Origin of the sequence: Cellvibrio zantedeschiae (genome assembly GCF_014652535.1) — a bacterium.
GTDB lineage: Bacteria > Pseudomonadota > Gammaproteobacteria > Pseudomonadales > Cellvibrionaceae > Cellvibrio > Cellvibrio zantedeschiae.
This window is the reverse complement of sequence record NZ_BMYZ01000001.1, coordinates 2,011,092-2,023,495: the sequence shown is the minus strand read 5'-3', so window position 1 is coordinate 2,023,495 and position 12,404 is coordinate 2,011,092. Positions and strand designations below refer to the sequence as shown.

At 46.7% G+C, this 12,404-nt stretch carries 10 protein-coding genes; 9 read left to right on the top strand and 1 reads right to left on the bottom strand.

The annotated features are described in order from the left end of the window. Positions 1-11: 11 nt before the first annotated feature. Complete coding sequence (gene leuD / locus IE104_RS08970; RefSeq protein WP_189417634.1) at positions 12-662, top strand: 3-isopropylmalate dehydratase small subunit; 651 nt, start codon at positions 12-14, stop codon at positions 660-662. Here the strand turns inward: leuD and IE104_RS08965 are convergent. Further along, on the bottom strand, positions 659-1,186 hold the full coding sequence (locus IE104_RS08965) for an acyloxyacyl hydrolase (protein WP_189417633.1): 528 nt from the start codon (positions 1,184-1,186) through the stop codon (positions 659-661). The two genes, leuD and IE104_RS08965, sit on opposite strands and share 4 nt — an antisense overlap. A gap of 166 nt (positions 1,187-1,352) precedes the next feature. On the opposite strand from IE104_RS08965, the gene leuB reads away from it, so the two are divergent. The 8 genes from leuB to accD all read left to right on the top strand — a co-directional run bounded on the left by leuB (position 1,353) and on the right by accD (position 12,403). Beyond that, positions 1,353-2,429: a 3-isopropylmalate dehydrogenase gene (leuB, locus tag IE104_RS08960; protein WP_189417631.1), complete on the top strand. Its 1,077-nt coding sequence runs from the start codon at positions 1,353-1,355 to the stop codon at positions 2,427-2,429. A 166-nt stretch (positions 2,430-2,595) separates the two neighbouring features. After that, on the top strand, positions 2,596-3,705 hold the full coding sequence (asd, locus tag IE104_RS08955; RefSeq protein WP_189417630.1) for an aspartate-semialdehyde dehydrogenase: 1,110 nt from the start codon (positions 2,596-2,598) through the stop codon (positions 3,703-3,705). Positions 3,706-4,063: 358 nt separating this feature from the next. Then, positions 4,064-7,546, top strand: a complete 3,483-nt coding sequence (locus tag IE104_RS08950; RefSeq protein ID WP_189417628.1) for a motility hub landmark protein FimV — start codon at positions 4,064-4,066, stop codon at positions 7,544-7,546. Positions 7,547-7,633: 87 nt separating this feature from the next. Beyond that, the gene (truA, locus tag IE104_RS08945) at positions 7,634-8,539 is read left to right on the top strand and encodes a tRNA pseudouridine(38-40) synthase TruA (protein ID WP_189417627.1); all 906 of its coding nucleotides are present in this window, start codon (positions 7,634-7,636) and stop codon (positions 8,537-8,539) included. A 160-nt stretch (positions 8,540-8,699) separates the two neighbouring features. After that, complete coding sequence (locus tag IE104_RS08940) at positions 8,700-9,311, top strand: phosphoribosylanthranilate isomerase (protein ID WP_189418397.1); 612 nt, start codon at positions 8,700-8,702, stop codon at positions 9,309-9,311. A 61-nt stretch (positions 9,312-9,372) separates the two neighbouring features. Continuing rightward, positions 9,373-10,581, top strand: coding sequence for a tryptophan synthase subunit beta (gene trpB / locus IE104_RS08935; RefSeq protein ID WP_189417625.1), 1,209 nt, complete (start codon positions 9,373-9,375; stop codon positions 10,579-10,581). Positions 10,582-10,639: 58 nt separating this feature from the next. After that, positions 10,640-11,449: a tryptophan synthase subunit alpha gene (trpA, locus tag IE104_RS08930; protein ID WP_189417623.1), complete on the top strand. Its 810-nt coding sequence runs from the start codon at positions 10,640-10,642 to the stop codon at positions 11,447-11,449. An 87-nt stretch (positions 11,450-11,536) separates the two neighbouring features. Continuing rightward, entirely contained in the window at positions 11,537-12,403 is an 867-nt protein-coding gene (gene accD / locus IE104_RS08925; RefSeq protein ID WP_189417621.1) for an acetyl-CoA carboxylase, carboxyltransferase subunit beta, read from the top strand. Position 12,404: the final 1 nt, after the last annotated feature.

Genomic DNA, 12,404 nt, shown 5'->3' with positions numbered 1-12,404 from the left:
GGAATAGAGCCATGAAAAGTTTTACCGTTTTGCAAGGCTTGGCCGCTCCTATGGATCGCGCCAATGTCGATACCGATATGATTATTCCCAAACAATTTTTGAAGTCGATCAAGCGTACTGGCTTTGGCAAAAATTTGTTTGATGAGTTGCGCTATTTAGATGAAGGCAAGCCAGACCAAAGTTGTGAAGGTCGCCCGATCAATAATGAGTTCCCCTTAAATTTTCCACGTTACCAAGGCGCAACAATTTTATTGTCGCGCGAAAACTTTGGTTGCGGTTCAAGCCGCGAACATGCGCCATGGGCACTGGATGATTATGGCTTTCGCAGCGTAATCGCGCCAAGCTTTGCCGATATTTTCTTTAATAACTGTTTTAAGAATGGTTTGTTGCCGATTATTTTGAGTGACGAAATCGTTGATAAATTGTTTAAAGAAATGTACGCAACAGAAGGCTATCAATTAACAATTGATTTGGCTGCGCAAGTTGTTAAAACACCAAGTGGTGAAACCTTTGCGTTTGAAGTTGATGAATTCCGCAAGCATTGTTTGTTGAATGGTTTGGATGACATTGGTTTAACACTCGAACACGCCGATGCTATTCGCGCTTACGAAGCTAAAAAGCGTGTTGAGAGTCCGTGGTTATTTGACGTGGTGAAAAACTAAATCTTAAAGCTTGTTCGAAGGAGCAGCATGTCGCAACCTGGGTTGTGAGCGTTGGTTCCGCCGTTAGAAAAGTGAAAAAAGTTAATGCTGATTTCACTTTTCTCAAAAGCGTAACCAAAACCTATTCGATCGGCAAACTGCAAATTTGAACCCATGTCGTGATATGCCGCCCAGTCAGTGTCTGAAAGGTAAGCTATACCGGCGCTAATTTCAAAAAATGCTTTTTGATCGAACTTTTTAAATTGGTAGTGAAAAACAGGTGCAGCGGTTATGTCATAGACATCGCCCAAGCTGGTTTGGTTGAGGCCAATGCTTGATTCCAAACGAATGCTGCTTTGGTCACTGAGATAATCGTTGAGCAACTCGGTATCCCACGATAACCCAGCGCGATAGCTACTAATGGTATCTACGTGGTAAGACGGGCGCGAAAGGCTTCCAACGGAGATATGGATTCGATCAACAGCGTGGGCCACGCTAGCGCTAAGAGAAAGAAAACAAACGAACGCAATAACAATCTGACGCATAAAACAGGTTCCGAACTTGCCACATATTTAATGGCTCTAGTGATAAGGTGTGTTGTTTTATTGTGTTGCCAGATTAATTTTGCGCGCGCATTCGGTGAAGTGAGAATTGTCATGCATTATTTGTGAGAAATGCATGCATCTAATATTTTTGAAACAGGAGAGACTTGTGGGTAAACATATTTTAATTCTGGAAGGCGATGGTATTGGTCCAGAAATCGTGCGCGAAGCGCGCAAAGTGTTGGATGTTATTAACGCCAAATTTGATTTGGGTATGACCTTTGAAAATGAATTAATGGGCGGTTGCGCAATTGATGTGCACGGTGTTCCGCTTGCGGATTCTACGCTTGAGCGCGCGCGTTTAGCGGATGCTATTTTGCTTGGTGCTGTAGGCGGCCCCAAGTGGGATAAATTGGATCGTTCAATTCGCCCTGAAAAAGGCTTGTTAAAAATTCGTTCGCAATTAGGTTTGTACGCCAATTTGCGTCCTGCGTTGTTGTACCCGCAATTGGTGGATGCATCCTCATTAAAGCCTGAAGTGGTTTCCGGTTTGGATATTCTTATCGTTCGCGAATTGGCGGGCGGTATTTATTTCGGTGAGCCACGCGGTATTCGTGTATTGGAAAATGGCGAGCGTGAAGGTTACAACACCTACAAATATTCCGAGAGCGAAATTATCCGTATCGGCCGCACTGCATTTGAAATGGCGCGCAAGCGCAATCGCAAAGTGTGTTCAGTCGATAAGGCGAATGTGCTTGAAGCCACTATGTTGTGGCGCGAAGTCATGGATACACTTCATAAAGAATATCCAGACGTAGAGCTTTCTCACATGTACGTCGACAATGCTGCAATGCAATTGGTCCGTGCTCCAAAGCAATTTGACGTGTTGGTAACGGGCAATATGTTCGGCGATATTTTGTCTGATGCTGCAGCTATGTTGACGGGTTCGATTGGTATGTTGCCGTCGGCTTCTTTAGATAAAGATGGTCGCGGTATGTATGAGCCATGCCATGGTTCTGCACCAGACATCGCTGGCTTGGGTATCGCTAACCCGCTTGCAACGATTCTATCTGTGTCCATGATGTTACGTTACTCTTTGGGTTATCCGGCTGTAGCAGATGCTATCGAAGTGGCAGTCGGCAAAGTGTTGGATCAGGGTTTCCGTACAGCGGATATTTACACTGAAGGCACCAAAAAAGTATCTACATCGGAAATGGGCGACGCAGTTGTTGCAGCATTGCAATAAACCGGGCAATTTTTGCTAAGTCTTCATGCAATCTATGGAGGAAAGCTTTATTATTTCTCCATTGAGGCCAAATGTTTAAATATCGGCTAATTGTGCAATGGTTTGTTTGTGTTGAATCTAAAAGCAGATGATTTTTCAAGTAAGCAGTTTTTAAGAGAGAATTGAAATGAAAGTAGGTTTTGTAGGTTGGCGCGGTATGGTGGGTTCCGTTCTTATGGAACGTATGCAAGCAGAGAATGATTTTGCGAATATTGAACCTGTATTTTTCACCACCTCTAACGTAGGCGGCGCAGCCCCAGCGATAGCAAGTGGCCTACCAGCATTGAAAGATGCTTATTCAGTTGATGATTTGAAACAACTGGATGCCATTATTACCTGCCAGGGTGGTGACTACACCAACGAGATCTTCCCAAAACTGCGTGCTTCTGGCTGGAACGGCTACTGGATTGATGCTGCATCAAGCCTGCGTATGGCGAAAGATGCGATTATCGTGCTTGATCCGGTAAACCTCGACGTGATCAAAGATGGTATTGCCAAGGGCGTTAAAAATTACATCGGCGGTAACTGTACCGTTAGCTTGATGTTGATGGGCTTGGGCGGCTTGTTCCATGCTGGTTTGGTGGAGTGGGTTTCTTCCATGACTTATCAGGCAGCATCTGGTGCCGGTGCTCAGAACATGCGTGAGCTGATTTCGCAAATGGGTACTTTGCATGCGTCTGTTGCGGACAAATTGGCTGATCCAAAATCTGCGATTCTGGAAATCGACCGCATTATTGCTGAAACCATGCGTGGCGATGATTTACCCAAAGCCAACTTCGGCCATCCATTAGCAGGTAGTTTGTTGCCTTACATCGATAAACAATGGGAAACCGGTCAATCCAAAGAAGAATGGAAAGGTCAGGCCGAGACAAACAAGATTCTCGGTCGCGATGGCAACCCCATCCCAGTTGACGGTTTGTGTGTGCGCATCGGTGCCATGCGCTGTCACTCACAGGCATTGACTATCAAGCTCAATAAAGACGTACCCATCACAGATATCGAAGCTTTAATTGCGAATGCCAATCCATGGGCTAAAGTTGTACCAAATGATCGCGAAAGCAGTATGCGTGATCTGACCCCAACGGCGGTCACTGGCACTTTGAGCATTCCTGTTGGTCGTCTGCGTAAGATGAACATGGGCCCGCAATATTTGTCAGCGTTTACCGTAGGCGATCAATTATTGTGGGGAGCCGCTGAGCCTTTGCGTCGTATGCTTCGCGTACTCAAAGAAGCTTAATCCTCAAACTTAAAGAATTGCTTTAAGTGCCCTCAATAATCGCCCGATTATTGAGGGTTTTTTATTTTTGGCTGGTATTTTTTGTGCTGTCGTCTGAATTAGTCGTGCCAAATTTTACTTTTTTACCCAAAAGCAATGAAAAATGTGCAAAAAGTCCGTTCTGGCAAGCTTCCAGATAGGGCTAAGTGTTGATAAAAACCTATTTATAATGAATACTTACGACAGATAGTGAATATTTATTCGAGGTTTTGCAGTACCCGCATACAACATCCGGTTTGGGACTTAACCCTTAGTTCTGGCTACTCACTGCCGGAATCTCGTTGAGTCTTACTTCTGGGAGATAATAAAGGATCACCCTATGCATCTTCGTAAATTGGTATTAGCCTGTGGATTCGCTTCGTTCGCCCTGTCAAATTATGCCAGTGCATTGGGGTTGGGTGAGGTTAAGTTAAAATCCACACTCAATCAGCCGCTTAGCGCTGAAGTCCAGTTATTGGATACCAAAGGCCTATCTCCCGAGCAGATTATCGTTTCGCTTGCGTCCTCCACTGAGTTCGAGCGCAATGGACTGGATTTTGTTCACTTCTATACCGAATTTAAGTTTGAAGTCGCATTAGATAACCCCAGCGGCCCCGTGGTGCGTATTACGTCACGCAACCCGGTTCGCGAACCCTATTTGAATTTCCTTGTTGAAGCTAAATGGACCTCTGGTCGTTTGTTGCGCGAATACACCTTGTTGATGGATTTGCCGACTTACGATGATGCAGCTCCGCAGGCCGTGCAAGCGGCCAAAACCGCGCCGGCCAAACCGGCGGTAACTCCGCCTCCCGCAACGAAAACCGAAGTGACGGCACCTGTAACCCAGGCTCCTGCTGAGGCTGTAGATACTCCTGAAGAAAAGCCGGACATTATTGCCGAGCAAGATCAGCCCGCAAAAAAGTCTAAAGTTGCGTCTGGCACCTACGGGCCTGTAGGTGATAAAGACACTCTGTGGGAAATCGCACTTGCTGTTCGCCCAGATTCCAGTGCCAGCGTTCACCAAACCATGTTGGCGTTGCAGCGTCTGAATCCTGATGCATTCATTCGCGGCAATATTAATTTATTGAAAAAAGGTCAGGTGCTGCGTGTGCCTGATTCCAGCGAAATTTCCAGCGTTTCCCAGTCGGAAGCCGTAAGACAGTTTAATGCGCAGTCTGCGGAATGGTCCGGTAACTCTGTCAGCCCAAGCGATTCAGGTTTGGGTGCACAATTGGATGCGTCACGCCGTACTAACACCGAGCGCGCCAAATCAGAAGCGGTTACCGGTCGCGTAAGGTTGGAAGCACCAACTGCAAAAGAAAAAGCTGCTGGCGGCCAAGGCAGTGGAGCTAACAAAGGTTCTGGCAAGGCTCTGGAATCCGAACTGGCTTCAACTCTGGAAGAGCTGGAGCGCGCTAAATCTGAAAAAACCGAATTATCGTCACGCGTGCATGATCTGGAAGAGCAGGTCAAAACCATGCAGCGTTTGGTTGATGTCAGTAATGAAAAATTGCGTGCGCTGCAATTAAATTCCGGCAAACAACCAGACAAATCAGCGACGGCAGATAAAAAAGCAGCGGATGCTAAACCTGCTGAAACTACACCTGCAGATACCAAAACTTCAGCAGCTGCAGCGAATACTTCTGCCGCTGCTACCGCTGCCGTATCCAGTGCAGCTGCATCAGTAGCGCCGAAAAAACCAGTTGTTAAGCCTACACCGGCGCCAGAACCTGAAAAAACAATTGTCGATCAAATTTTTGACAACATTTTATGGGTGGGCTTGGGTGCTGCGGTATTGTTAGGCGCTGGCGGTGTGGCATTGGCGCGTCGTCGTAAAGCGGAAGCGGAACAAAATAATTCTGCGACTGATGATTTTTCTTCAGACGAACCTAATTTCGATTCATTCAATCAAACGCATGAAGAAGAGTCGGCTTTGGAGCCAACCGCTGATGAAATGGCTTTGTTTGATGAAGAAGGGACAACCGCTGTCGCCGAAACTGGCGACGTAGTAGGCGAAGCAGATATTTACATCGCATACGGCAAATTTGATCAGGCAGAAGAAATGCTTGTGAACGGTTTGGCGAAAGATCCTGCGTCTACTGATATTCGTTTGAAACTTCTGGAAGTTTATTCCCATACTCAAAATGCAACGGCGTTCGATAAACACTACGCAGCACTCTTGCCGCTCGCAAGTGGTTTTGCGTTAAGCCGCGCTAAAGAATTGCGTGCGAGCATTCCAGATATCGGTGAGTTTAATCCTGATACTGCGCAGGCATCGCAACCGGAAGAAAAGTTCGATTTTAATGAAGACTTCAATCTGGATGACTTTGATGTTGAGCCAGAAACTCCGGCTCCTGCGGTCTCAACTAGCGTCGCTACCGATTCCACCAGCGATGACTTCGACTTTGATTTAGAGCTCGATGATACCAATGAATTTGCTAGCGATTTCAGTGCTGAGGCCAAAAAGCCCGCAGATCTGGATGACGATTTCACATTGGATTTCGATTTGGATGATGCTCCTGCCAAGCACGGTGAAGCAGAAGATCTTTCCGAAATTTCTTTAGCGCTCGACAGTCTTGATGACGACGGTTTGCCAGAAGACGTTGAAGTTTCCAAGCGTGAAGAAGATGAGTTCAGCTTCGACTTCAATGAGTTGGATAACGAGCCAAGCTCACTCGCGCAAGAAGCCAATAGCATTAAATCTGCGGAATTTAATGAAGAAGCAGTCGGCGATGATTTTAATCTGGAAATGGATGTTAACGATGTTGCTTTGGCAGCGCTCGACGATGAAATGGCGAGTCTCGATGCTGAATTAGATTTGTTGGATGATGAAGATTCTACTGCGCCGTCAACCAAAAATGAATTTGCCAGCTTGGATGAAGATGAATTTAAGCTTGATGATGTAGATAGCGAATTAGCAGATTTGGATTCAAGTTTGGATCTTGAAGATTTTGATGCGGGCGACGAGTTCGATGAAATCGAAGCAGAGCTCAACCTTGATGACAAAAAACCAGAATCGCAAAACTTCGTAGCAGAGAATTCTACTGAGCAAGATGAATTACTCGATACTGAATTGGATGAAAGCGAATTTTCGTGGGAAGAAGATGAAGTTGAGCTTGAAGCTGGACTTGAAGAGTCTGCCGAATCTGAATTGCTGTCTGAAGAAGATTTAAGTGTAGACGATGATGACGATTTCGATATTGATGGTTCAGTTGAGCTTGCCGATGACGTCAGCCTAGAAGATTTGGATGAAGCACTTGCAGAAGAATCAGCTGATGAAATTGCTGATCTCGACGAAAATGCATTTGCCGAACTCGATGACGAATTGCTTGATGAAGAGTTAGATGTAGAAGCAGCTGATGTTGGTGAGTTAGATTTGTCAGATGCTGAAACTGAATTAGCCGCAGAAGATTTGGATTTGGAAGAAAGTCTTTTTGCAGAAGAAGAGGTTCCAGTTGAGCAAGAAGACTTAGCACAGCTCGATAATATTGATGAAGAAGCGATTCAAGAAGTTGCCGAAGCTAACAATGCTATTGAAGACGATATCTCTGATGATGATGTTTTTGAACAAGCGCTTTCTGATTTCTCAGCCGAAAGTTTAGCGATGGATGACGCTGCCGATATGTCAGAAGATGACATGGATGCAGAGTTGGATTTCATGGCAGATGCTGACGAAGCTGCAACTAAATTAGACTTGGCGCGCGCTTATATGGATATGGGTGACAACGAAGGTGCTCGCGATATTCTTGCAGAAGTTGCGCATGAAGGTAACGATCAACAGCGTCAGGAAGCGGCAGATTTGTTGAGTCGTATCGACGCTTAATATAGGCTAGGCACTGAAAGCCTTGCATGGGCCCTTGTAAGATAGGCGCTATGCAAGGCTTTGTTGTTTCTGTTGGACAGGTTTTTTATGAGTGATAATTTTATTCCCAAAAGCAAGGTCTATACACGCAATGGTGAGATCGTGGAGGACACAGTGTGGCCGGAAGCCATGCAACGTGTGGCTTTGGCGATTGAATACAAGGGGTCAGATTTTCACGGTTTCCAAACCCAGCCTAATGGGGTGAAAACTGTGCAGCAGGCGCTGGAAAAAGCCCTGTCAAAAGTGGCCGATGAGCCTATCACCCTGGTCTGTGCAGGCCGTACTGATGCAGGTGTGCATGCAACCAACCAGGTGATTCATTTTGATACTTTGGCAAAACGCCCACCCAAAGCCTGGGTTATGGGTACACGCCCGCATTTGCCAGACGAGGTTAGTGTTAAATGGGCGCAAGATGTAAGCCCCCAATTTCACGCGCGCTTCAGCGCATTGAACCGTACATATCGCTATTTAATATCCGATGCAAAAACATCGTCGGCGCTGCTGCATGATCAAATTACCTGGTCGTCGCGTTCGCTTGATGTCAATAAAATGCGCGAGGGAGCTGCCTGTTTGGTGGGGCGTCATGACTTTACTTCATTCCGTGCAACCCAATGTCAGGCTAAGAGTCCAATCCGACAAATTCATTATCTACACATAATCCGCCGCGGCGACTTGATCGTAATAGAGGTGCAAGCTAATGCCTTCCTCCATCACATGGTGCGCAACATGGTTGGTGTGCTTATGGCGGTGGGGGCAGGGGATAAGCCTGCGACTTGGGTGCGCGAAGTCTTGGCTGCTAAAAACCGGAGCGCTGGCGGTGTGACGGCCAGACCTTTTGGTCTCTATTTGGTCTCGGTAGATTTCCCAGCAGAATTTAGTTTACCTGTGTCTCCTCCGGGGCCATTGTTTCTGCCCGAGCCGATTGGCGGTTTTGCTACTGAACATGGCGTTTAAATTATCTGGTTTGGGTGTCAGCATTTTGCATCCCAAGTCTGCCATTTGCGGTTTTTCACGGTGAATTCTGGTACTATCGCCGCCTTATTTAAGGTCAATAGGGCTTATTTAAGATCAATGAGGCTTCGCCCTTGCTAGAGTCGATCCGTTAGTGAAGAGAATTCGCGTCAAAATCTGTGGAATAACCTCGGTTGCAGATGCCCTAGTCGCTGTAAATGCGGGGGCGGACGCAATTGGCTTGGTATTTTATGCGCCGAGCCCCAGGGCGGTATCCATTGAGCAGGCCAGAGCAATTGCGGCATCAGTAGGGCCTTTTGTGACAGTTGTCGGTTTATTTGTTAATGCTGACGAGTCTTATGTGCGGCAAGTTCTGGCTAATGTTGACCTACATGTGTTGCAGTTTCATGGAGATGAGTCACGCGAGTTTTGCGAACAATTCCAGCGTCCCTACATGAAAGCAATTCGTATGCGTCCAGACTTGGATGTTGTACGGGAGATTAGCGAGCATCCACGCGCTGCGGCAATTTTGCTGGATGCTTACAGGCCTGGTGTACCGGGTGGTACGGGTGAAACCTTTGATTGGGACCGTGTTCCAAACCAGTCGCCTCGGCCAATCGTATTAGCCGGCGGTTTAACCGCTGAAAATGTCGCTTCGGCAATCCGGTCTACCCACGTTTATGGGGTAGATGTCAGCGGTGGGGTTGAGTCCTCGCCCGGTAAAAAAGACGCACATAAAGTCGAACAATTTATTTACAACGCCCGGAATGCCTGAGCGGAGTAACGAGCGAATTGCTCTTTTATTAGATTTACTACTTGAATAAGGTGATAAAGCAGTGAGCGATATTGATTACAGTAGTTTTCCCAATGCCGAAGGCCATTTTGGTCCCTATGGCGGCCGGTTTGTTTCAGAAACCCTCATTCACGCACTCGACGAGCTTGAATCAATCTACTTCAGTTTGAAAGATGACCCAGCGTTTCAAGCCGAGTTTGACAAAGATATGGCTCACTATGTTGGCCGTCCATCTCCCCTTTATTTTGCCGAGCGCTGGACCCGCGAATTGGGCGGCGCTCAGATTTTCCTTAAGCGCGAAGACTTAAACCACACGGGCGCGCACAAAGTAAATAACACTATCGGCCAGGCTTTGTTGGCAAAATTTACCGGCAAGAGCAGAGTGATTGCTGAAACCGGCGCTGGTCAGCACGGTGTTGCGACTGCAACTGTTGCTGCGCGTTTGGGCTTAAAATGCCGCGTTTATATGGGCTTGGACGATATCAAGCGTCAAACCCTGAACGTTTACCGCATGAAGTTGCTGGGTGCAGAAGTTTTTCCGGTGACATCAGGTTCACGCACTTTGAAAGATGCCATGAACGAAGCCATGCGCGATTGGGCAACCAATGTGGATGATACTTTCTACATCATCGGTACGGCTGCGGGTCCGCATCCTTATCCTCAATTAGTGCGCGATTTTCAATCCATTATTGGTCGTGAAGCACGTCGCCAATGTTTGGAGCAAGCGGGTCGCTTACCTGATGCTCTCGTTGCCTGCGTAGGCGGAGGCTCAAACGCAATCGGTCTATTCCATCCGTTCCTGACCGATACTTCCGTAAAAATGTACGGTGTGGAAGCGGGTGGTTTGGGGATTGAAACAGGCAAGCACGCCGCTCCCCTGAGTGTGGGTATCCCCGGTGTTTTGCACGGCAATCGTACTTACTTAATGGAAGATGAGAACGGCCAAATTATTGAAACCCATTCGGTATCAGCTGGTTTGGATTACCCAGGCGTAGGCCCTGAGCATTCATGGCTAAAAGACATTGGCCGCGTCAATTACGTAGCTATCAATGACGACGAAGCTCTTGCTGCTTTCCGTAAGCTAACGCTGACTGAAGGCATTATGCCGGCATTAGAATCCAGCCACGCAATTGCTTACGCTGAAAAACTGGCACCAACCATGAGCAAAGACCAAATCATCATCGTCAACCTTTCTGGTCGTGGCGATAAAGATATTCACACTGTTGCTGCCTTGGACGGTATTACCGTTTAACAATAGGCGGTATCACCGTCTAAAGCCATACGCAGAAAACAGAACAGGAAAATAAGTGATGAGTCGTATTCAACAACGTGTAGCCGATGCAAAAGCGGCCGATAAAAAACTTTTAGTCGCCTACATTGTCAATGGTGATCCACAGCCAGAAGTAACATTGCCAACCATGCATGAAATGGTTGGCAAAGGTGTGGATGTAATTGAGCTTGGCGTACCTTTTTCTGATCCAATGGCGGAAGGGCCAGTGATTCAAAAAGGCCACGAGCGCGCTTTGGTACACAAGACGAGTCTTACAGGCTCATTGGATTTGGTGAGAGAGTTTCGCAAAACCAATAGCACAACACCTATCGTATTGATGGGTTATGCAAACCCTGTTGAGCGTTTTGGTTACGAAGCTTTTGCAAAAGCCGCCGCTGAGGCCGGTGTCGATGGTTTGCTTACCGTAGATTTACCGCCAGAAGAAGTTGTGGTTTTAAAAGGTGCTCTAGATGCGGTTGGTTTGGATAATATTTTCCTGCTCGCCCCAACAACGACTGTTGAGCGCGCACGCAGAATCGCAGAGCACGCGAGCGGATTTTTGTATTACGTTTCACTAAAAGGCGTAACCGGTGCGGGCCATTTGGATGTTGATGATGTTAAATCCAAACTTGCATCTTTCGGTGAGCTAACCGATTTGCCGGTATGTGTTGGTTTTGGAATTAAAGATCCAGCCACAGCAAAATCAGTTGCGCAATTGGCAGACGGCGTTGTTATTGGCAGCGTATTGGTCGAAAAAATGGGTTCGCTTGAAGGTCAATCACCCGCGGTGATTGCAGGCGCAGTTGGCGAAATTATTGGCGGTATTCGCACCGCGATTGATTCGCTCTAATCCCGAAGAAATTATGTGAATCGGTAGTTAGAGCTTGCGGAGCTCTAACCGCCGAGAGTAAAAACTACAACCAAAAGAGATTTCACGATGAGTTGGTTAGAAAAAATTATTCCCGGTGTTGCAGCGCGTTCAGAAGCCAAACGCTCTAACAAAGTTCCCGAAGGTTTGTGGGAAAAATGTGTTAAGTGCGATGCGGTTTTGTACAAGCCTGAACTTGAGAAAAATTTTGATGTGTGTCCAAAATGCGACCATCACATGCGTATTCGCGCTCGCGCACGGTTGGATATTTTTCTTGATCCGCAAAATCGTAAAGAATTGGCCGTAGAAGTTGAACCAATTGACCGTTTGAAATTTAAAGATATCAAAAAATACAAAGACCGTTTAACTGCAGCACAAAAAGAAACTGGCGAGAAAGATGCTCTGGTCGCGTTTCGCGGTGAACTAAAAGGTATGCCGATAGTTGCAGTTGCTTTTGAATTTGCGTTTCACGGCGGTTCGATGGGCTATGTAGTCGGTGAGAAATTCACGCGCGCTGCAACTATAGCCTTGAAAGAAAATATTCCATTAGTCTGCTTTTCTGCCACTGGTGGTGCCCGCATGCAAGAAGCGCTTATTTCGCTTATGCAAATGGCAAAAACATCGGCAGTGATTGAACGTTTGAAAATGCAAGGTACGCCTTATATTTCGGTAATGACTGACCCCGTTTACGGTGGTGTTTCTGCGAGTTTGGCGTTGCTTGGTGATTTAAACGTAGCAGAACCAGGTGCTCGTGCAGGTTTTGCTGGTCCTGGCATTATTGAACAAACCATTCGTCAAAAATTACCGAAAGGTTTTCAGCGTGCAGAATTTTTGTTGGACCACGGTTCTATCGATTTAATTATTCACCGCCGCGATATGCGCGATAAACTCGCTTCTCTCCTCGCTAAATTTACTCGTCAGCCCGTGTTGAATTAAT

Excerpts from the sequence above, each read along its gene's own strand:
- leuD (WP_189417634.1), top strand. The coding sequence starts at position 12 with ATGAAAAGTTTTACCGTTTTGCAAGGCTTGGCCGCTCCTATGGATCGC.
- trpA (WP_189417623.1), top strand. The coding sequence starts at position 10,640 with ATGAGTCGTATTCAACAACGTGTAGCCGATGCAAAAGCGGCCGATAAA.
- IE104_RS08965 (WP_189417633.1), bottom strand. The coding sequence starts at position 1,186 with ATGCGTCAGATTGTTATTGCGTTCGTTTGTTTTCTTTCTCTTAGCGCT.
- IE104_RS08950 (WP_189417628.1), top strand. The coding sequence starts at position 4,064 with ATGCATCTTCGTAAATTGGTATTAGCCTGTGGATTCGCTTCGTTCGCC.
- asd (WP_189417630.1), top strand. The coding sequence starts at position 2,596 with ATGAAAGTAGGTTTTGTAGGTTGGCGCGGTATGGTGGGTTCCGTTCTT.
- truA (WP_189417627.1), top strand. The coding sequence starts at position 7,634 with ATGAGTGATAATTTTATTCCCAAAAGCAAGGTCTATACACGCAATGGT.
- accD (WP_189417621.1), top strand. The coding sequence starts at position 11,537 with ATGAGTTGGTTAGAAAAAATTATTCCCGGTGTTGCAGCGCGTTCAGAA.